14 protein-coding genes and 4 tRNA genes are annotated in these 21,307 nt (G+C 68.9%); 11 read left to right on the top strand and 7 right to left on the bottom strand.

All coding sequences use genetic code 11. The annotated features are described in order from the left end of the window. Positions 1-4: 4 nt before the first annotated feature. Positions 5-898 (bottom strand): sulfurtransferase, encoded by an 894-nt coding sequence (locus tag ACTJKH_RS14790; protein WP_440737538.1) that lies wholly within the window; start codon positions 896-898, stop codon positions 5-7. Positions 899-1,045: 147 nt separating this feature from the next. Between ACTJKH_RS14790 and zapE the strand changes: the two genes are divergently transcribed. The 3 genes from zapE to ACTJKH_RS14805 all read left to right on the top strand — a co-directional run bounded on the left by zapE (position 1,046) and on the right by ACTJKH_RS14805 (position 3,955). Then, positions 1,046-2,095 carry a cell division protein ZapE gene (gene zapE / locus ACTJKH_RS14795; RefSeq protein WP_440737539.1) on the top strand — a complete coding sequence of 350 codons (1,050 nt, stop codon included), beginning with the start codon at positions 1,046-1,048 and terminating at the stop codon, positions 2,093-2,095. A 115-nt stretch (positions 2,096-2,210) separates the two neighbouring features. Next, positions 2,211-3,449, top strand: a complete 1,239-nt coding sequence (locus ACTJKH_RS14800; RefSeq protein WP_440737540.1) for an ammonium transporter — start codon at positions 2,211-2,213, stop codon at positions 3,447-3,449. A gap of 20 nt (positions 3,450-3,469) precedes the next feature. Next, complete coding sequence (locus tag ACTJKH_RS14805; RefSeq protein ID WP_440737541.1) at positions 3,470-3,955, top strand: type II toxin-antitoxin system PemK/MazF family toxin; 486 nt, start codon at positions 3,470-3,472, stop codon at positions 3,953-3,955. Here ACTJKH_RS14805 and ACTJKH_RS14810 read toward each other — a convergent pair. Beyond that, positions 3,896-4,582, bottom strand: a complete 687-nt coding sequence (locus ACTJKH_RS14810; protein ID WP_440737542.1) for a Pr6Pr family membrane protein — start codon at positions 4,580-4,582, stop codon at positions 3,896-3,898. The genes ACTJKH_RS14805 and ACTJKH_RS14810 overlap by 60 nt on opposite strands. Positions 4,583-4,678: 96 nt before the next feature. Between ACTJKH_RS14810 and ACTJKH_RS14815 the strand changes: the two genes are divergently transcribed. Further along, complete coding sequence (locus ACTJKH_RS14815) at positions 4,679-5,059, top strand: SPW repeat domain-containing protein (protein ID WP_056307564.1); 381 nt, start codon at positions 4,679-4,681, stop codon at positions 5,057-5,059. Between the two features lie 50 nt (positions 5,060-5,109). On the opposite strand, the gene ACTJKH_RS14820 is transcribed toward ACTJKH_RS14815, so the two are convergent. Next, the gene (locus ACTJKH_RS14820; RefSeq protein ID WP_440737543.1) at positions 5,110-5,556 is read right to left on the bottom strand and encodes a GIY-YIG nuclease family protein; all 447 of its coding nucleotides are present in this window, start codon (positions 5,554-5,556) and stop codon (positions 5,110-5,112) included. A gap of 63 nt (positions 5,557-5,619) precedes the next feature. Between ACTJKH_RS14820 and ACTJKH_RS14825 the strand changes: the two genes are divergently transcribed. Together ACTJKH_RS14825 and ACTJKH_RS14830 are read left to right on the top strand one after the other, a co-directional pair. Further along, positions 5,620-6,120: an RNA polymerase sigma factor gene (locus ACTJKH_RS14825; RefSeq protein ID WP_440737544.1), complete on the top strand. Its 501-nt coding sequence runs from the start codon at positions 5,620-5,622 to the stop codon at positions 6,118-6,120. 86 nt (positions 6,121-6,206) lie between these two features. Continuing rightward, entirely contained in the window at positions 6,207-6,590 is a 384-nt protein-coding gene (locus ACTJKH_RS14830) for a YybH family protein (protein WP_440737545.1), read from the top strand. 109 nt (positions 6,591-6,699) lie between these two features. On the opposite strand, the gene ACTJKH_RS14835 is transcribed toward ACTJKH_RS14830, so the two are convergent. Both ACTJKH_RS14835 and ACTJKH_RS14840 read right to left on the bottom strand, forming a co-directional pair. Beyond that, the gene (locus ACTJKH_RS14835; protein WP_440737546.1) at positions 6,700-7,701 is read right to left on the bottom strand and encodes a SecDF P1 head subdomain-containing protein; all 1,002 of its coding nucleotides are present in this window, start codon (positions 7,699-7,701) and stop codon (positions 6,700-6,702) included. 115 nt (positions 7,702-7,816) lie between these two features. Continuing rightward, positions 7,817-7,889, bottom strand: a tRNA-Val gene (locus ACTJKH_RS14840). 152 nt (positions 7,890-8,041) lie between these two features. Between ACTJKH_RS14840 and ACTJKH_RS14845 the strand changes: the two genes are divergently transcribed. The 3 genes from ACTJKH_RS14845 to ACTJKH_RS14855 all read left to right on the top strand — a co-directional run bounded on the left by ACTJKH_RS14845 (position 8,042) and on the right by ACTJKH_RS14855 (position 8,335). Continuing rightward, a tRNA-Gly gene (locus ACTJKH_RS14845) sits at positions 8,042-8,114 on the top strand. A 53-nt stretch (positions 8,115-8,167) separates the two neighbouring features. Next, a tRNA-Cys gene (locus ACTJKH_RS14850) sits at positions 8,168-8,238 on the top strand. A gap of 25 nt (positions 8,239-8,263) precedes the next feature. Further along, positions 8,264-8,335 (top strand) — tRNA-Val (locus ACTJKH_RS14855). A 115-nt stretch (positions 8,336-8,450) separates the two neighbouring features. Here the strand turns inward: ACTJKH_RS14855 and ACTJKH_RS14860 are convergent. Together ACTJKH_RS14860 and ACTJKH_RS14865 are read right to left on the bottom strand one after the other, a co-directional pair. Further along, positions 8,451-9,500, bottom strand: a complete 1,050-nt coding sequence (locus ACTJKH_RS14860) for a 2,3-butanediol dehydrogenase (RefSeq protein ID WP_440737547.1) — start codon at positions 9,498-9,500, stop codon at positions 8,451-8,453. A 25-nt stretch (positions 9,501-9,525) separates the two neighbouring features. Further along, positions 9,526-10,077: a hypothetical protein gene (locus ACTJKH_RS14865; RefSeq protein WP_440737548.1), complete on the bottom strand. Its 552-nt coding sequence runs from the start codon at positions 10,075-10,077 to the stop codon at positions 9,526-9,528. Between the two features lie 1,339 nt (positions 10,078-11,416). Between ACTJKH_RS14865 and ACTJKH_RS14870 the strand changes: the two genes are divergently transcribed. Both ACTJKH_RS14870 and ACTJKH_RS14875 read left to right on the top strand, forming a co-directional pair. After that, the gene (locus tag ACTJKH_RS14870) at positions 11,417-19,486 is read left to right on the top strand and encodes a DUF7507 domain-containing protein (RefSeq protein ID WP_440737551.1); all 8,070 of its coding nucleotides are present in this window, start codon (positions 11,417-11,419) and stop codon (positions 19,484-19,486) included. Further along, a partial coding sequence (locus ACTJKH_RS14875) for a DUF7507 domain-containing protein (RefSeq protein ID WP_440737549.1) occupies positions 19,404-21,307 on the top strand: 1,904 nt, incomplete at its 3' end. The genes ACTJKH_RS14870 and ACTJKH_RS14875, both read left to right, overlap by 83 nt.

The following is a 21,307-nucleotide window of genomic DNA, read 5'->3' on the forward strand; positions in this document are numbered from 1 at the left end:
ACGATCAGAGGGAACCGGGCTCCGCGCCGGTGACGATCGGGACGCGGACGGCGCTGCCCCACTCGGTCCACGATCCGTCGTAGTTGCGCACGTTCTCGAAGCCCAGCAGGTGCTTGAGAACGAACCACGTGTGGCTGGAACGCTCGCCGATGCGGCAGTAAGCGACGACGTCGTCACCGTCGGCGAGGCCCGCACCGTCGCGGTAGATGGCGTCGAGTTCGGCGCGGGACTTGAAACCGCCGTCCTCGGCCACGGCCTTCGCCCACGGCACGCTCTGCGCGGTCGGGATGTGGCCGGCGCGCAGCGTGCCCTCCTCGGGGTACGCGGGCGCCGTGGTGCGCTCTCCGCTGTACTCCTCGGGGGAGCGGACGTCGATCAGAGGGCTGCCGATGTGGGCCAGCACGTCCTCCTTGTAGGCGCGGATGACGGAGTCATCGCGCTCCACGACGGGATACTCGGTCGGCGTGGGCGTCGGCGCGTCACGCGTGATCTCGCGGCCCTCGGAGATCCAGCGGTCGCGGCCCCCGTCGAGCAGGCGCACGTCCTCGTGGCCGAAGAGCGAGAAGACCCACAGCGCGTAGGCGGCCCACCAGTTGTTCTTGTCGCCGTAGATCACCACGGTGTCGTCGCGCGAGATGCCCTTGCGGCTCAGCAGCTTCGCGAAGCCCTCGCCGTCGACGTAGTCGCGCACCACCGGGTCGTTGAGCTCGGTGTGCCAGTCGACCTTCACGGCGCCGGGAATGTGCCCCGTCTCGTACAGGAGCACATCCTCATCGGATTCGACCACGACCAGACCCGGGTCTCCGAGGCGTTCCGCGAGCCACTCGGTGGTGACGAGGCGGCCGGGCTCGGCGTACTCGGCGAACTTGGACGAAGTGGTGTCGAACTCGATGGCCACAGGGATCTCCTCAGACGGTGAGCGGCGATGATGCAGGGCGTTGACGGCGTAATGTGGAGCCGATACTTCGACGATAGATCCACGCCGTGCGCCCTGCACCCGATTCGTAAGACTTCGACACAGGTGCGCCCCCGATACAGGACCCTGATGACCGACACGCCCAGCCGCACGGGCATCGTGCACCTGACCGATCGCCAGCCGACCGTCACCGGTCCCGAGATGCTCGCGAGTCTCGTTCCGCCGCCCCAGTTCGACGGAGCCACGTTCGACAGCTATCGGGCCGATGAGGCGTATCCGTCACAGGAGGAGGCGAAAGAGACGCTGATCCGCTTCGCCGGACGCGGAGCGCCGGTCAAGCGGGGCGGATTCTTCAGCCGTACCAAGAAGGAACCCGAGGTGAAGCCGGGCGTTTACCTCGACGGCGGCTTCGGCGTCGGCAAGACGCATCTGCTCGCGTCGATCTATCACGCGATGCCGGCCCGGAGGAAGTACTTCGGATCGTTCATCGAGTACACGGCGCTCGTGGGTGCGCTGGGGTACAAGAACACGGTCGACCTTCTGAAGGGCGCGGATCTGCTCTGCATCGACGAGTTCGAACTCGACGATCCGGGCGACACGATGGTGATGACCCGTCTCATCGGCGAGCTCGTGCCGACCGGCACCAAGCTGGCGGCGACCTCGAACACCCCTCCCAATGCGCTCGGCGAGGGTCGCTTCGCGGCGCAGGACTTCCTGCGTGAGATCCATGCGATGTCCGACAGCTTCCAGACGATCCGCATCGACGGAGTCGACTTCCGCCAGCGCGCGCTGGACGGGCACGCCGTGGTCAGCGAGGCCGGTGAGTACGAGACGGCCGTCGAGACCGGCGCTGCCGCGGGAACGGCATCCGACGACTCCTTCGCCGACGTCATCCGTCACCTCGCGCGCGTCCACCCCTCTCGGTACCTGCGGGTGATCGCGGGCCTCGATCTCGTGGGCCTCCGTGACGTGCACGTGCTGACCGATCAGTCGGAGGCGCTGCGGTTCGTCGCATTCGTCGACCGCGTCTACGACGCGCAGATCCCCATCGTCGCCACCGGTGTGAGCCTCGACCAGGTCTTCGCCGACGAGATGCTCGGCGGGGGATACCGCAAGAAGTACCTGCGCGCGATCTCCAGACTCAATGCACTTACACACGCGGATCGCAGTGTCGCGTAACGCGATGTTCACACACAGAGCCGCTCTGTAACGTCAGCGCAACAAACCTCACGCATTCCGGAAATCGGGCCTCGTCACACTGAAGCTCTCAGTTTCCCGAATGTGAGGTTTGACTATGGATGCTCCAGGCAACATCTCCTGGGCGATCACCGCGACCGCCCTCGTACTGCTCATGACGCCCGGCGTCGCCTTCTTCTACGGCGGCCTCGTGAAGGCCAAGAGCGTCGTCAGCATGATGATGATGAGCTTCGGCTCGATCGGTCTCGTGGCAGTGCTCTGGATCCTCTTCGGATTCTCGATGAGCGCCGTCGACAGCCCTACCGCCTTCGCAGGCAACCCCTTCGCCGACTTCGGCCTCTCGAGCCTCGCGGCCGGTGAGGGCTCGAACGTCGCGCTCCTCGGTGTCGCCTACGGCGCCACCTTCGCGATCATCACGGTCGCCCTGATCTCGGGCGCGATCGCCGACCGTGCGAAGTTCGGCAGCTGGCTGATCTTCGCCGGCGTCTTCGCGACCGTCGGATACTTCCCCGTCGCCGCATGGGTCTGGGGTGGCGGTTGGATCATGAACCTCGGCACCACCCTCTTCGGTGAGGACAGCGGAATCGGTGTGATCGACTACGCCGGTGGTACCGCGGTGCACATCAACGCAGGTGCTGCCGCACTCGCACTCGCCATCGTCCTGGGCAAGCGCATCGGCTTCCAGAAGGGCATCCTCAAGCCGCACAACGTGCCGCTGACGCTCCTCGGCGCAGCGCTGCTGTGGTTCGGCTGGTTCGGCTTCAACGCCGGCGCGGAGTGGCTCGCCGAGGACATGGGCGGCGTCGGACTCATCGGCCTGAACACCCTCGGCGCCACGGCTGCCGCGATCCTCGGCTGGATCCTCATCGAGCGCATCAAGGACGGCAAGGCCACGTCGGTCGGCGCCGCCTCCGGTGCCGTCGCGGGTCTCGTCGCCATCACCCCCGCCTGCGCCAACCTCACGCCCGGCTGGTCGCTGCTGCTCGGTGCCGTCGCCGGTATCGTCTGCGCCCTGGCCGTCGAGATGAAGTTCCGTCTCGGGTTCGACGACTCGCTCGACGTCGTCGGCATCCACCTCGTCGGTGGTCTGATCGGAACCCTCTACCTCGGCTTCTTCGCCACCGGCACCGGCCTGTTCGTCGGCGGCGACCTGCGTCAGCTGGCCGTCCAGGCGATCGCCGCACTGGGTGTGCTGATCTACTCCTTCGTGGTCGCGTTCATCATCGGATTCGCGATCGAGAAGACGATCGGCTTCCGCATCACGAGCGAAGACGAGATCGCCGGTGTCGACCAGGTCGTCCACGGTGAAGAGGGCTACGCACTCGCCGACGCCTGAGCTGCCGTTAGGGTGACCGTGTGAGCAAAACCGACGGCATCCTGGCACGACTCGCGGAGATCCTTCTCAAGGCACTGGGATCTGACCGGGCGCACGGGGTCGAGACCGTCCGTGTCGACCCGGATCGCATCGACGATCTCCGCATCGGGTACGCCCCCGACCGTGACGGCGCCCCCGATGCGGGCGAGATCATCTGGACCTGGGTTCCCTACGAGGAGAACGACGGTCGGGGCAAAGACCGACCGGTGCTCGTGATCGGCCGGGAATCCGCAGACCGCGTCTTCGCGGTGCGGATGACGAGCAAGGCTCATGACGGTGACCGCGACTACCTGTCGATCGGCTCGGGAGCCTGGGACTCGCAGGGGCGTGAGTCGTGGGTCGACATCGAGCAGCTCTACAGCGTGCACGAGACCGGGCTACGCCGTGAAGCCGCGGTGCTCGACCGCTCACGCTACGGTCGGATCGCCTCCGCGCTCGCTCGGCGATACGGCTGGGCGAGCGCCTGACCATCGGGTCGGTCGGGGGAGTCGAACCCGGCTGAGCGTCCACACGAGCGCACCCGAGGTGAGCAGTGCGACGAGCAGGCCCGCGACATGGGTAGCGAGCGATGCCGCGCCGCGCTCGGGAAGCAGGAAGCCGTAGGGGACCCATCCGTCGGTGGCCCCGCGCACGAGCACGACTCCCAGCCAGAGCACCGGGTAGGGGAGCACCACCCAGAGTCGTCGCCAGGACATCGGCGGGCGGTCGGCGACGAAGACCCAGTCGAGCACGAGAAGGATCGGGAAGATCGCGTGCAGGGTCGCACTCACCCAGGGCGGCGCGCTCCCCGTGCCGGGGACGAGGACGTTGTAGACCACTCCCACGATGATCATGCAGGCCACGGCCACCGCGCGCGCCGAGGTCAGCAGCGGCGGCACACGCCCTCCGCGCAGGGAGATCAGGCTCGATGAGATGAGGATGCCGGCGGTCAGCAGGCTCGTCAGGTTCGTGAAGTACCCGAAGTGGTCGACGAGGCTCGCGCCCTGACGGGGGATGCCGATCACGTACGTGTAGAGCAGGATGCCCGTCACCGACCCTCCGGCAGCGAGCCTCAGAGCGGAGATCGCGCGAGGCGGCGGCGGCATCGACGTCATCCGTCCAGCCTACGAGCGGGTGGCCCGCAATCCGTTTCGGCGTGGGCTGCGAACCATCTGTGAGTCGCAGCACGCGACGACACCACAGGAGGAATCATGCGTTTCATCCCCACCAAGGTCCATGGAATTCTCGACTACATCGTCGGAGTGGCGCTGATCGCTGCTCCGTGGCTGTTCGGCTTCGCGAGCATGGGCGGCCCCGCCGTGATCATCCCGATCGTGCTCGGCGTCGGACTCATCGTCTACAGCCTCTTCACGAAGTACGAGTGGGGCCCCTTCGGCTTCATCCCGATGCCCGTCCACCTCGTCTTCGACATCGTCGCGAGTCTGTTCCTGGCGCTGTCGCCGTGGATCTTCGGCTTCTCGACCGAGGCGCCGAACGTCTGGGTGCCGCACGTGGTCGTCGGCGTCGCGGTGATCATCGTGGTGCTGTTCTCGCAGCCGCAGCCCGCGAAGGTCAAGGCCGCACGCGCCTGATCCCGCTGAACTCTGAAGCCCCGCACGGAACGTCGGCCCCGTGCGGGGCTTCAGTTCTGCAGTGACGCGCTCACCCAGCGCGCGTAGAGCTGCCAGGGGTCGGCGACGGTGCGGAGGCCGCCGATGTGGCCCTCGAGCTGTGGGGTGAGAGTGAACCACTCGCCGCCCTCGCGGATGTCGGCGAACTGCCGGTGTCGTGCCTGCTCCACCGTACGCCCTCCCTGCTCGAACGCGAGGAGCTCTTCGTGACGGATGCTCGCGAGTCGCTGACGAGGCCGTCTGCTCGTGCCGATCTTCACCCGGCGGTCGTACCGGATGTAGTAGACGACCTCGATCACCGGGCGCGGGAGGTCGGGGTCGGGGGAGTCGCCGTAGCGCCACCCGCACCAGGCGCACATCAGAGCCGCCGCCACGCGCACCGCGTCGCGGTGCCCGCAGAGTGCACACGGGCTCGGCAGCAGGGTCTTCGTCACCATCGGCACACTACCGGCGGCCACGGACGTCGCGTTCGAGGCTCGGCTAGCATGAGGCCGAATGCCCGAATCCACGAGGGGATCCGTGTGAACGCCGAAGTCATCGCCGTCGCCTCCGCGCGTCTCGACACCATGCTGCGCACGGAGCCCGAGCGGCTGCGCAGGCGCAGCATCTCGCTCGGTGTGCCGCCGGCGGATGCCGACGACGCGGCGCAGAACGCGGCGCTTCGAGCCTGGCGTTCACTCTCCGCGCTCCGCTCGGCTGATGCCGGCCCGATGTGCGCGTGGCTCGACACGATCGTGCGGACGACCGCCATCGACATGAACCGCGCACGCAAGGACGATCTCGGTGAGGTCCTGTGCGAGCGGCTCGCGTCGCCGCAGGACGTCGAAGCCGAGGCGGAGCTGCGGGAACGGCTCGAGGCGGCAATCCGCGCGATCGACGCACTCCCCGATGATCTTCGCCAGCCTCTTCTGATGAGCGTCGTCGACGGCCTGACGGCGCAGGAGATCGCGCAGAGGCTATCCATCACGCCGGCCGCGGCGCGTCAGCGCGTGTCCCGCGCACGGCGCGCGCTGCGCACCTGATCGGCGGTCCTGTCACATCCGTCGCTCCTGAACGTCCTTCTCGATGGGCCGCTTCCGCGGTCTCTCACCTGACGAAGGAGCACATCATGCCCACGACCCCGGTCACCTCGCTCGATCAGCTCAACCTCGCGTTCGCCGAGCGCTTCAACGCCCGCGACATCGAGGGGCTGCTCGCCCTGAACCTGCCGGATGCGGTGTTCGCCCCGGCGCCCGGCCACCCCGTCGAGGGTGAGGACTCGATCCGTGGCGCGCTCGAGCAGTTCCTCGCGCTCGGTCTGCCCATCACCATGAACGTCCGGCATGTGTTCGAGGCGGGTTCCGTCGGCCTCGCCATCGCCGATTGGACGCTCGAAGGCACGGGTCCCGACGGCTCGGAGGTGAAGCTCGGCGGAAGCACCGCCGACGTCGCCGTGCACGATGACGAGCACGGCTGGCGCTACGCGATCGACAACCCCTTCGGCACCGCCTGAGGCGCGCTCGTGGGCGGCGTCTGCGGAGGAGGGGCGCCGCCCGCGGACTTCAGCGCGGAACCACGAGGAGGGCTAGGTAGTCCTGAGTCACCGAGGCCGACGGGTCCGCTCAGCGGGCGGTGAACGATACTCCGCTGCTGAGCAGCTGCAGTCGGGCGGCGAGCAGTTCCGCGTCGAGCGTCGCGCCGGAGATCTGGAACTCGCCGGCGAGCTCTTCGGCGACGGTGGGCGCGCTGATGACGCCGATGAAGTCGACAAGGGCGATCTGATTGCCCGGCGCGGTCGCGTCGGAGGCCTCGCGGGTCCACGCGGCGAACTCGGCGGCGGCGGCGTCGGACAGGGTCACGGTCACGACGTCGCCGCTCACCTCGACCTCGGCGATGGCGTTTCCGACCAGGCGCGCGGAAGAGGGGAGGAGCAGCTGGGTCACCATCGCTTCGTCGCAGGCGAGGACGTGCCCCTCCACGGTCATCGGACCGAACCGCAGCGCATCGCACGGGGGAGTCGTCGAACCGTCGCCGAGGTCTGCGCCTCCGGTCGCCGGGTGCACCGCGTCGACCGCGTAAAAGCCTTCGGCGGCGGGAGTGGAGACGGCGCGAGCGAACGCGGCGACGTCGGCGCTCGTCGCATCCGCGCCGAAGGTCACGGCGAGGGCGTCGGCGTCCGTCTCGGTGACGTCGATCACCTCGATGCCGGCGTTCTCCGCGTAGAAGGAGAGCGCGGTACGTGCGGCTGCGAGAGTCGCCGCGTCGAGCTCGCGCTCCGACGTGACCTCGATGACCAGTTCATCGCCGGATGCCGATCCCGACGGCGGTGTCGACTCCGAGGGTGTCGCGGTATCAGGCGTCCTCGGGGCGGGCCCTCCGGAAAGCACGCCTCCGAAGCCGACCAGGAGGACGATCGCGATCGTCCATACGACGCTGAGCAGTGCCCCGATCACGACGGCCGTGTTCGCGACCACCGTCGGTGATCCGGAAGCCTTCGACTTCGCCCGGGCGAAGAGCCCCAGCACGAAGCCCACGAGAGGAAGAATGATGGCGAGCGCCAGCGCCACGATCGACAGCGTGCTGGAGCGCGTGTCCCGTGAGGGCGAGTACGGGGAGTCGGTCATGGTGGGCTCTCTTTCTTCGCAGGGAAGGCGGGCGGCGGTCACGTACGGACCTGACGGCTGGTCTCGCAGCACGAGAAAGCCCCGCACAACTCTCGTTGTGCGGGGCCTGTGCGTGTGGGCGATACCGGACTCGAACCGATGACCTCTTCCGTGTGAAGGAAGCGCGCTACCAACTGCGCCAATCGCCCATACCTGTGGGGTACGTCAACCGATACTACCGGACGGTCGGAGCCGTCGCTGACCACCCGGGGAGACACGCGCGAGATTCGCTTCCGGTTTGGACAGTCGTGAATCTTCGGCTAATGTTTCATAAGTGCCCGGGACAACAACCGGGAACAACGCGGATGTAGCGCAGTTGGTAGCGCACAACCTTGCCAAGGTTGGGGTCGCGAGTTCGAGTCTCGTCATCCGCTCAAGTGCAGGGGCCTTCTTCGGAAGGCCTTCAGCACGTGGGGTCAATCCACACGGTGGCGTGGCCGAGCGGCTAGGCACCGGCCTGCAAAGCCGTTTACACGGGTTCGAATCCCGTCGCCACCTCTCACAAACTGAATAGCCCACTTGGGCGCGATTGGCGCAGCGGTAGCGCGCTTCCCTGACACGGAAGAGGTCACTGGTTCGATCCCAGTATCGCGCACAGACGAAAACCCCCGGTTATCCGGGGGTTTTTTCGTTGTCCCGTCACCGCCAGCGCTCATTCGGACGGATGCGACGGAGGGNCATCCGCTCGGCCCTCCGTCTGCATGTGGCGGTCAGCCGGCCTGCACGAGGATCTTCGCGCCGGCGCCGCCTCGGAGCGAGTGGATGGCGTCGACGACCTGCTCGAGCGCGACCTCCTGCACCCAGCCGGTGGTGTCGTAGACGCCGCGGGACATCGCTTCGATGACCGCTTCGAAGTCTTCGGGAAGGTAGGCCAGCGCGCCGGCGATCTCGGTCTCGGCCATGACGAGCTGCGTCGGCAGGAACTCCATGGTCCGCTCGTGGATCGCGACGACGACGACGCGTCCGCCGGACACGAGGCTGGCGAGCGACGAGGTCACGGCCGGGCCCGCGCCGGCGGCGTCGAACGCGACATCCACACCGTCTCCGTCGGTCAGTGCCGCGACCGCGGCAGCGAGATCTTCGTTCACCGGGTCGACGACCGTCGCGCCGAGCGCAGCGATGATGGCACGCCGGTCGGCGCTGGGTTCCGAGACGAGCACCTTCTCGATGCCGCGCGCCTTGAGGGCGAACCAGACGCCGATGCCGATGGGCCCGGCGCCGGCGATCAGCGCGGTGCCGCCTGCCTCGACGCCGCCGCGCGTGACGGCGTGCCAGGCGACCGCCATCGGCTCGACGAGTGCGCCCATGCGCAGGTCGACGTTCTCGGGGAGCACGTGCAGCTTCGTGGCATCCACCGTGGTGAATTCCGCCATTCCTCCGCCGCGCGAGCTCAGCCCGTGGAAGCCGATCTTCTGGCAGGCGTTGAACATGCCACGGCGGCACGCCGGGCACTCTCCGCAGTAGTAGATGGGCCAGACGGCGACGCGGTCGCCCACGACGACGTCGTCGACGCCCTCACCGAGCTCGACGACCGTGCCGGAGAACTCGTGACCGAGGATCTGGGGGAGCGTCGACCCGGTGATCGGGTGCGGGTGATCGAAGTCCAGGCCGGCTGCCTCGGGGCTGTAGTACACGTGCAGGTCGGAGCCGCAGATGCCGGCGAAGGCGTTCCGCAGCTTCACCTGTCCGGGGCCTGGCGAGGGCTCGGGAACATCCTCGATCCGGAGGTCCTCCTTGGCGTGGAACTGTGCGGCCTTCATCTTCTTCTCCTCTTCCGGGCGGCTGTCAACGCAGCCACCACTCCGGTGACGCCGCGAGGATCAGCCTCACGGCACGTTCGATGTCGTCGTCCCCGCTGCGCAACCACTCCTCGATGGCTCCGACGGTGCCGGCCGCGGCGTAGGCGACGGCGATCCGCATGGCGGCGGCGTCGTCGGCGAACACTGCCGGGATGATCCGGGGGTGCAGCTCGGCCCACAGCACGAGACCCGCGCTGATCGACCGCTGGAGATTGTCGCGTACGGGAGCGGCGAGCAGCGGATGCATCGCACCGCGGTACACGTCGGCTCGCCGATGCACGTGTTCGAGCAGTGCGCGCTCCCCGTCGCCGATCACGTCGGCCTGGGGGAGGACCTTCATCGCCTCGTCGATCTCGGCGGACAGCGCGTCGGCGAGCAGGCCCGTCGGGCTGTCGGCGTGGCGATAGAAGGTGTCGCGCGTGACACCCGCCTGCAGGCTGATCGCGGATGCCGTCACCTCCGAGATCGGGGTGGCCCCCGCCAGCGTGAGGACCGCCGCGCGAAGACTCTCGCGCGAACGTCGCGACCGTGCGTCCATGCCTCAAGTCTATCTGACAGTCGTCAGGTAAGTGCCGGTCACAGATTTCGCACGCGTAACAACTGCACCATTGTCAACAAAGGAAGGTCTCGCCTAGGGTGAGAGGACGTCGTACATCCACAAAGGTGTCGACGGACTCTGAGGGGGGTCAGGTCTGATGGTCGGGGGGAGTGATCGGCGTCGCTGGCGCAGATCCGTGGTCGCGATGACCACGGCCATCGCCGTGATCGCCGCAGGCTTCACCCTCGGTGCACCGCAGGCTGCCGAAGCCGCTGTCGTGCAGTGGGGCACCAATTCCGGCACCGCCCCGAACTACCAGGCGAACGTCAACGGCGACTTCATCATGGCCGGCAACGGTGTGCTCGCGTGCTCCGCGACGACCGCCACGACGAACGGCACCTGCGCCGATCTGCACGCGGCCTCCAGCACCAACGCCAACAACGTCAACGACAACTTCGTGATGAGCCAGAACAACTCGGTCGCCGGCTTCACCTCGAACTCGAGCAGCGCGACCATGACCATCCCCGCCGGCGCCACCGTCGTCAAGGCCTTCCTCACCTGGAGCGCGAACACCGGCGTCTACACGGGTGACACGCGCCGTCTCTGCGCGCAGTACTCCGCCGCACGAGGCGTGGCCACGATGCCGTCGGGCAGCGCCACCGGGTACACCTCGCGGGCGGTCCAGCTCAAGGTCGCAGGCAGTTCGGTCATCAACGTCTCGCCGCAGAGCATGCTCGCCGACCCCGCCTCGCAGGCGACGGCGCTCTACTACTCGGCGAGTGCCGATGTGACATCGGCCTTCGCGGCCGTGCCGACGGGATCCGAGGTCACGATCTCGGCCGGGAACATCTGGACCCCGACCGGCGCCGGCTGCTACGCGGGCTGGTCGATCAACGTCGTCTACGACTACGGCACGTTCATCGCCGACAACCCGGCCTCGGTGCCGCACAACATCATCTACTACGAGGGCCACGTGCGGCAGGGGGCGAACGACGCCGACCTCACCGTGGCGTTCAACGGCTTCACCGCGGTCGCCGCCGGAACGCGCGCCGGATTCACCCTCTTCGAGGGCGATCGGAACATCACCGGTGACACCGCGTCATACTCGCGCGGAGGCTCCACGCCCTACACCGAGATCGCGAACGCGGCCGGCGCGACCGGCAACGTCGGCATCTCGCGGGCGGTGGGGTCGGTCAGATACACGGGCACCGCAGGCACGGCGTTCACCAACCAGAACGTCGACGTCGCGACGGTTCCGCTCACCAACGTGGTCGCCGGCGACTCGACCGTGAACCTTCGCCTCGGCACGTCGGGCGACTCCTACCTTCTGCGCAACGCCATGCTCTCGGTGCCGACCGCCGGACTGCAGCTCGTGAAGACCTTCGACGGCACGGCGGACACCCAGTCGCGGACGGCAGGAGAGGTCGCGACCTTCACGATCCGTATCACGAACACCGGTGCGGGAACCCTGCGCAACATCGTCGTGACCGACGACCAGGCCAACTGCGCGCGCAACCTCGGCACGCTGACTCTCGCGCCCCTGCAGACGACCACCTACACCTGTGCGGCGACCGCGCCGTCTGCGACGGGCTACGTCTCGACGGCCGAGGCCACAGCCAGGACGGTCGTGGGCGACTTCCTCGCGCAGGACAACGACAGCACGACGGTGCTGCTCAGCGCGATCACTCTCGCGAAGACGAGCGCGCTCGCTCCCGGTGGCACGGGCCGTGCCGGAGACGTCGTGATCTACACCTTCACCGTGACGAACACGGGTCAGTCGACGCTCACCGACATCATCCTCAGTGATCCGCTTCCGGGGCTGTCGGCGATCACATTCGGCACCTGGCCCGGAACGGTCGGAACGCTGACTCCGGGTCAGTCCGTCACGGCGACCGCGAACTACACGCTGAAGCAGAGCGATGTGGATGCGGGTTCCGTCGCGAACACGGCGACGGTCAGCGCGGCGGATGACGACGGCGGCATCCGTCCTTCCGGATCGGCGAATCGCGTCACGCCCATCGCCGCCGCCGGCGCTGTCACGGTCACCAAGACCGGGGCTCTCGCGAGCGGGACGACCGGCCGGGTGGGCGATCGCATCAATTACAGCTTCACCATCCGGAACACCGGAAACGTGACGCTCGACAACGCCTCGCTCGTCGACCCGCTGCCGGGTCTCTCTCCACCGGCGATCACCTGGCCCACTGCGACGGCGGGCGTCATCCCCGTCGGTCAGACAGCCACCGCGACCGCCTTCTACACGATCACCCAGGCAGATGTCGACGCAGGCAGCGTCCGCAACATCGCCACCGCCACAGCCCGCACGCCGGGCGGCACCACAGTCTCCGGGTCCTCTCCGCAGGTCACCGTCCCCACCATCGCTTCCGCTCCAGGACTCACGACGACGAAGTCGGGATCCCTCACTCAGGGCAGCGGGGGAGTGGGCAGCACGATCACCTACACGTTCACGGCCCGCAACTCCGGCAACACGACTCTCACGAACGTCGCGATCAACGATCCGCTCGCCGGGCTCTCGACTCTCGCCTACTCATGGCCCGGATCCGCCGGCTCTCTCGCACCGGGGCAGTCCGTGACCGCGACCGCCACGTACACCGTGACCCAGGCAGACGTCGATGCCGGAGCGGTGCGCAACACCGCGACCGGCACCGCTCGGACGCCGGCCGGTGCGACTCTCACGGTTCCGAGCAGCCAGTCGGTCGTCGCCACCGCCGCATCCGCCCCCGCGGTGAATCTGACGAAGACCGGGGCGCTCGCGCCAGGCAGCACGGGCAAGGCGGGCGACGTCGTCACCTACTCGTTCCGCCTGGCGAACAGCGGAAACGTCACGCTCACCGAGGTCTCGATCACCGATCCGCTGGCAGGCCTCTCGGCCTTGAGCTACACGTGGCCCGGGACCGCGGGCACCTTGGCGCCAGGACAGGCGGTCACCGCGACCGCCACATACACGCTGAAGCAGTCGGATGTCGATGCCGGCTCCGTGGCGAACACCGCGACCGCGTCGGCTCTGCCGCCGAGCGGTGCGCGCCTGACTCAGACGAGGGCGTTCACCCTGCCGGTCACCCCGACGGGTGCTCTGACCGTGTTGAAGTCGGGATCGGTCACCACGGGGAACGGCGGGGTCGGCAGCACCGTCACCTACAACTTCTCGGCGACCAACAACGGCAACGTGACGCTCACGCAGGTCGCGATCGCGGATCCTCTTGCCGGACTCTCGGCCATCACCTACACCTGGCCCGGCACCGCGGGATCCCTCGCACCGGGGCAGACGGTGCAGGGCCGCGCGACGTACACGGTGCGGCAGGCGGACGTGGATGCGGGCACCGTGACGAACACGGCTACCGCCTCGGCCCGTACGCCGGGCGGCGCATCGGTCACCGGCACCTCGCCCACCACGCGGGTGAACACGGTGGCGGCCGCGCCCGCGAGCACGACCACGAAGACCGCCGCCGTCTCGGGCACCGCCGCAGTCGGCGACGTGATCACCTACACGGTGCGCACCACCAACACGGGCAACGTGACGCTCACGGATGTAGCCGTGACGGACACACTCGCGGGGTTGTCGGCCTTCACCTACACCTGGCCGGGGACGTCTGGGAGGCTCGCACCGGGGCAGACGGTGACGGCTGTCGCGACATACACGATCAAGCAGGCGGACGTGAATGCGGGGTCCGTGCGCAACGTCGCATCGTCGTCGGCCGTCTACGGCACGACCCCCGTCACAAGCACGTCGGGAACGGTCACGACGAACACGGTGACCGCGTCGGCGGGGATCGTGACAACCAAGGCAGGTGCGCTCCAGAGCGGTTCCTCCGGTCGCGCAGGTGACACGATCGTCTGGTCGATCACGCTGCGTAACTCCGGCAACGTGACGCTGACCGGGGTCGCGGTCGCCGATTCGCTCCCGGGCATCTCCGTGCCGACCTACGGCACGTGGCCGAGCGGCACGACCGGCGTCCTGCAACCGGGGCAGACCGTCACGGCCACCGCGACATCGGTCATCTCGCAGACCGACGTGAACTCCGGCGCGGTGAGCAACACCGCGACCGGCTCCGGAACCCCGCCCAGCGGGGCCGCGGTCACGAGCACGGCTCCTGCGACGGTCTCGCTCGCCTCGGCTCCCGGTCTCGTGCTCACCAAGACCGGTGCGGTCACGTCGGGCAACGGCTCGGTCGGCAGCACGATCACCTATTCGTTCTCGGCGCGCAACACCGGAAACGTCACGCTCACAGGGGTCGCGATCACCGACCCGCACGCCGGACTCTCGACGATCGCCTACACCTGGCCGGGCACTGCGGGCACGCTCCAGCCCAACCAGACGGTGACCGCGACGGCCACGTACTCCGTGCGCCAGTCGGATGTGGATGCGGGCTCCGCCAAGAACACCGCGAGTGCGACCGGCACCCCGCCGACGGGCGCCGCGATCAGCGCATCCTCCGGCGAGGTGACGGTCGCGACGGTCGCTGCGGCACCGGGAATCGCGATCACCAAGACGGCCTCGGGCGGCGGCGGTGGCGTGGGCAGCGTCATCACCTACACGTTCCGCGCCAGCAACACCGGAAACGTCACGCTCACGGGTGTCGGGATCACCGATCCGCTCCCGCGACTCGGAGCGCTGCAGTACCAGTGGCCCGGTGCCGCAGGAACACTCGCTCCCGGCCAGACCGTCGTCGCCACCGCGCCGTACACAGTGACGCAGACCGATGTGAACACGGGTTCCGTCACGAACACCGCCTCGGCCACCGGCACCGGTGCAGGCGTGACCGCGACCGCGTCATCCGCGGCGGTGACGACGCCGACCGCCACGAGCGCACCCGCCATCTCGGTCACCAAGACCGGCACTCTCGCCGGGACCGGCGCCTCAGGCGACACCATCACGTACGCCTTCACCGTGCGGAACTCGGGCAATGTCACTCTCACCGGCGTATCGCTCGTCGACCCCCTGATCGGCGCGGCCACCGTACCGCTCTCCGGGTGGCCGGGAGCCGCAGGAGTTCTTCAGCCCGGCGAGAGCGTCTCCGGTTCCGCGACCTACACGGTCAGACAGTCCGACGTGGATGCCGGGGCGGTGGCGAACACGGCCACGGCCACGGGCGCGCCGCCGCGCGGAGCCGCGGTGACGGGAACCGCTCCCTCGACGGTGCGTATCGCGGCGGTGCCGTCGATCGCCGTGCAGAAGGCCGGTTCGGTCACGACCGGATCCGGTGAGGTCGGCAGCACCGTCACATTCGCCTTCACGATCCGCAACTCCGGCAACGTCACCCTCAGCGGAATCACCCTCACCGACACTCTTGCGGGTCTCAGCGCCCCGGTGATCACGTGGCCCGGGTCTCCGAACACCCTGACGCCGGGTCAGACGGCGACCGGAACCGCGACCTATACGGTGCGGCAGGCGGACGTCGATGCCGGATCCGTGCGCAACACCGCGAGTGTGAGCGGCCGACCGCCGACGGGTGCCGTGGTGTCGGCGACATCCACGGAGGCCGTGGTGCCCACGAGTGCGGCCGCACCGGCGCTGACGGTGACGAAGAGCGCAGACACGGCGGCAGGAACGCGTGTCGGCGACGTCATCACGTACACGATCACGGCGACCAACAGCGGCAACCAGACGCTGACGGGCGTGACCCTGAGCGATCCGCTCGCAGGACTCTCCGCACTCTCGGTCACGTGGCCGGGTGCGAGCGGCGTGCTGACCCCGGGGCAGACGGCGACCGCCCGAGCCACGTATGTCATCACCCAGGCGGACGTGAACTCGGGATCGATCCGCAACCGCGCCTCGGCGGCTGCCACGGCCCCGGGCGGCGGTGCGGTGAACGCCTCGTCTTCCGATGTCGTCACGCCGACGGCCGCAGCCGCGCCGAGGCTGACTCTCGACAAGACAGCCAGCCTGGCCCCGGGTGCGACCGGCCGGGCGGGCGATGTCGTCACCTACAGCTTCATTGTGCGGAACGCCGGCAACGTCACGCTCACGGGCGTCGGCATCGCGGATGCGCTGCCGGGCCTCTCGACGATCGCCTACACCGGGTGGCCCGGGGCCGCCGGCACTCTGCAGCCCGGACAGAGCGTCACCGCGACAGCGACGCGCGCGCTCACGCAGTCGGATGTCGACGCCGGATCGGTCGCGAACACGGCGACGTCCACGGGCACGCCGCCGAGGGGCGATGCCGTGCAGGCGACAGCCCCGGCGACCCTCGCGCTGATCGCAGGACCGCTCCTCACTCTCGGCAAGACCGGCGTGTACACGCAGGGAAACGGTGCGGTCGGCAGCGTCATCACCTACACGTTCACCGCCCGCAACGCGGGCAATGTCACGCTCACCGACGTCACCGTCTCAGACCCGCATGCGGGGCTGAGCCCGATCTCCCTCACGTGGCCGGGAACGGTCGGGACTCTGGCGCCGGGAGCACAGGTCGTCGGAACAGCGACGTACACCGTGACCCAGGCCGACGTCGACGCAGGCGCCGTGCGCAACGCCGCGCGGGTCACGGGAACGCCCCCGTCCGGTCCCGCGGTCGGCGCGGACTCGCAGACCGTCACGCTCGCGACCGTCGCCGCCGGCCCGGCGTTGACGACGACGAAGTCGGCGTCCGTCGGCGGCACAGGTGCCGTGGGCGACGTCGTCGACTACACGGTGCGTGTGACCAACACCGGAAACGTGACGCTCCGCAGCGTCGTCGTGAACGACCCGATGGTCGGCCTCACACCGTTCGTGTACACCTGGCCGGGTGAGTCGGGCGTTCTCGCCCCCGGTGCGCAGGTCGTCGCTCGCGCGAGCCACACGATCACGCAGGCGGACGTGGATGCCGGGTCGATCGTCAACGTCGCGACCGGCAGCGGTCTGTCGCCCAACGGCACGCCCGTGACGGCGGCGTCGAGCACCGTCGCCACGCCGACCGCCGCGGGCGATCCTCGCCTGCAGGTGATCAAGTCGGGAACGCTCCCCGCCGGTGCCACGGGCGTCGCGGGGGAGACCATCACGTGGACCGTGTCGATCCGCAACACCGGAAACGTCACGCTCTCGGGTGTCAGCGCGACGGACTCGCTTCCGGGGATCAGTCAGCTCACGTACGGCCCCTGGCCGTCGGGAACTGCGGGCGTTCTCGCCCCGGGTGATCTCGTGACCGCCACCGCGACATCGACGGTGCGTCAGACCGACGTCGATGCGGGCGCGGTCTCGAACGCGGCGACCGCCACGGGAACCCCCTCGCGCGGACAGGCCACGTCGTCGGTGGGTTCGGCCACCGTCCCGTTGACCTCGGCGCCGGCCCTGACCATCCAGAAGACGGGTGCCTACACCGCCGGTTCCGGTTCGGTCGGAGACACGATCACCTATTCGTACACCGTGCGCAACGCCGGGAACGTGACGCTCACCGGAGTCGCCGTGAGCGACCCGCACAGCGGTCTGTCCGCGATCAGCTACGGGACGTGGGCCTCCGGCACGGTGGGAACGCTCGCGCCGAACCAGACGATCACCGCGACCGCGACCTACCAGGTGCGTCAGAGCGATGTGAACACGGGCTCCATCACCGATGTGGCGACCGCATCGGGTCGTCCGCCGACGGGTGCAGCGGTTTCTGCGACGTCGCAGACCGTCGTGCTGAGCACCTCGGCGGCGGCTCCGGCGATCGTCACCACGAAGTCGGCCTCGGTCGGCGGATCCGGCCAGCTGGGTGATCTCATCACCTACACGCTCCGCGCGACCAACTCGGGCAACGTCACTCTGACGGGGGTCGCGCTCTCGGATCCTGCACCCGGGCTCAGCACGCTCGCGTACGGCCCCTGGCCGGCCGCCAGCGGCACCCTCCAGCCGGGCGAATCCGTGACGGCGACGGCTACCCATCGCATCACCCAGGCCGACCTCGATGCCGGCTCGGTGTCGAACACAGCCACTTCGACCGGCACGCCGCCGACCGGTCCTGCCGTCACCGACCCGTCCGACCCGGTCGTGACACCGACGGCGACGCAGACCCCCGACATCGAGGTCACGAAGACGGGCACTCTCGCCGGGGGAGCGACCGCGCGTGCCGGAGACACGGTCGCGTACTCGTTCTCGCTGCGCAACACCGGCAACGTCACGCTCACGGGTGTCGCTCTGACCGATCTCGTTCCAGACGTCTCGCCGCTCGTCTACTCGTGGCCGGCGACCGCGGGCACGCTCGCCCCGAACCAGGTCGTCACGGCGACGGCCACGTACACGCTCACTCAGGCCGACATCGACTCCGGCGGCGTCGACAACGTGGTGACCGGGTCCGGCGTGGCGCCGGGCGGCGCGACGATCACCGAGAACGACGACGTCACGGTGCCGCTCGCCGAATCGGCATCCATCGACGTGTCGAAGACCGGCACGGTGCTCGGTGACGGTGTGGGAGACGGAGAAGCGGGCGATCAGATCCGTTTCGACTTCGTGATCGTCAACGACGGCAACGTCACGCTGACGGACGTCGAGCTCGCCGACAGCATCCCCGGCCTCGTCCCCACGATCACCTGGCCCGGCGCGACGGGCGTCCTCGCCCCGGGTGCCCGCGCGACGGCCGTCGCGGTCTACGACATCACGCAGGCCGATGTGAACAGCGGCTCGGTGCCGAACTCGGTCACCGCATCCGGTGCGCCGCCCGCGGGTCCCGCAGTGACGGCCACCGACTCCGTCGACGTGGCCACGGGCGCGCAGCGCTCCGAGCTCAGGCTCACCAAGTCGGGGAGCACCCTCCCGAACGAAGCGGGTCTGGGCGACGACATCACCTATACGTTCGTGCTCAGCAACACCGGAAACGTCACGGTCAGCGGGATCGTCATCGCGGATCCGCTCGTCGGTCTCTCGAGCATCGCCGCGGACTGGCCCGGTGCTGACGGGACGCTCGACCCGGGCCAGAGTGTGACCGCCACGGCGACTCTCGAGATCACCCAGGCTCATATCGACGCCGGGCGGGTGCTGAACACCGCGACGGCCTCGGGAGAGGCTCCCGAGGGACCCGTCTCGACGACCTCATCGCAGAGCGTCGTGCCGGTGGAGGCAGCCGCTCCGTCGGTCGCGGTGACGAACAGCGGCGCACTGCCGCCCGGATCAGCGGCCGGGTCGACCGTCACGTGGACCTACACGCTCAAGAACACGGGAAACGTCACGCTCAGTGGCTCCGCACTCTCCGACGCCCTCGCGGGCACCACGGCGCCGATCTACCAATGGAACGGCCAGGCCGGCGTGCTCGCGCCGGGGGAGACCGTCACCGCGACCGCGACGACGGTCCTGACCCAGGCCGACGTCGACGCGGGCTCGATCATCAGCGTGGTCACGGGGCGCGGCGCAGCCCCGTCGGGTGNCCACCGCGACCGCACCGGCCACGGTCACCATCGCCTCGACCGCCGGGCTGACACTGGTCAAGACCGCATCGCAGGATGACGACCTCGCGGTCGGCGACACTGTCACCTTCACGTTCGACATCTCCAACTCGGGTACGGCGACGATCGATGCCATCGCACTCAGCGATCCGTTGCCGGGGCTGTCGGCGATCACGTTCGGACCGTGGCCAGGAGCCACGGGAAGCCTCGCCCCTGGCGGCACCGTGAGCGCGACGGCGGAGTACACCGTGACGCAGGCCGACGTGGATGCCGGAGACATCCGCAACACCGCCACGGCGACGGGTCTCACCCCCAGCGCCGCTGCCGTCGCGGCATCCGACACCGTCACGCTCGCGACAGAGACCAGGGCACCTGCGCTCGAGCTGGTGAAGGAGGACGATCTCGCCGGCGCCGGCGTGCTCGGCGACTCGATCGCGTACTCGTTCACCGTCCGGAACACCGGGAACACGACGGTGTCGGACGTCGCGATCGCCGACGAACTCGACGGCATCTCCGGCGTGGTGTTCGGAACATGGCCGAGCGGCGAGACGGGGCGACTGGCCCCCGGGCAGGAAGTGAGCGCCACCGCCCAGTACACGATCGGACAGGCCGACGTCGATGCCGGTGAGGTCGTCAACACCGCCACCGCGAGCGGGTCCGCACCCGACGCGGTCGACGTCTCGTCGACCGAGGCAGAGGTCACGACCGAACTGGCGGCCGCTCGTCCGGAGCTGACCGCGACGAAGCGGGGCACGCTCGCGGCGGGATCGACCGGCCGCGCGGGAGACACCGTCGAGTTCCGGTTCTCGGTCGTCAACACGGGCGACGTCACGGTCAGCGAGGTCGCTTTCGATGACGCGCTCACCGGCCTGAGCCCGCTGACCATCACGTGGCCGGACGCGGCACGCCCCGGCGTCCTCGTGCCCGGAGCGGAAGCGACGGCCACGGCGACCTACACACTCCTCCAGTCCGACGTCGATGCCGGCGCCGTGTCGAACGCCGTCACCGTCACGGGTACGCCTGTGCGAGGGACGCTGGCCGACGCGCCCGCCGCGGCCACCGTCACGATAGCGCCGGGCGCGGCCCTGTCTGCGGTGAAGACGGGTGTGCTCGCTGCGGGTGACATCGGCGCGGTCGGCGACCGTATCGACTACACCGTCGTCGTGACCAACACCGGCAACGTGACGGTCACCGGTGGCGTCCTGGTGGATCCGATGGAGGGCCTCCAGGGCGTCTCCATCGTGTGGCCGGATCCTGCGGTGCCCGGTCGCGTGGGCGTGGGGGAGACCGCCACAGGTCGCGGCTTCTACCTGCTGACGCAGGCGGATGTGGATGCGGGTTTTGTGGAGAACACGGCGTCGGTGGCGGCGTTCGCTCCGGGTGGGGTGCGGGTGTCGGCGGATACGAACACGGTGCGGGTGAATACGGTGTTGCCTGCGGCGGGGTTGTCGGTGTCGAAGTCGGGTGTGGCGTCGGGTGCTGGTGCGGTGGGCGATGTGGTGTCGTATGAGTTCGGTGTGACGAACACGGGCAATGTGACGGTGTCGGGTGTGGTGCTGTCGGATGCGGTGCCGGGTGTGGTGTTGTCGGGTGTGGTGTGGCCGGATGCGGGTGCTCCGGGGGTGATCGCTCCGGGGGAGACGGCGACGGCGACGGGGTCGTATGTGATCGTGCAGGCGGATGTGGATGCGGGTCGTGTGGTGAACACGGCGTCGGCGTCTGGTGTGCCGGCGCGGAGTGAGCCGATCACGGTGGTGTCTGCGGAGAGTGTGGTTCCGACGGTGGCGGCGGCTCCGGCGGTGTCGGTGACCGACCGTGGTGCGTTGGCTCCGGGGGCGACGGGCCGGGCCGGTGATGTGGTGACGTGGACGTATGTGCTGAC

Origin of the sequence: Microbacterium sp. 22215, from assembly GCF_052045655.1 — a bacterium.
In the GTDB taxonomy this organism is placed as follows: Bacteria; Actinomycetota; Actinomycetes; order Actinomycetales; family Microbacteriaceae; genus Microbacterium; species Microbacterium phyllosphaerae.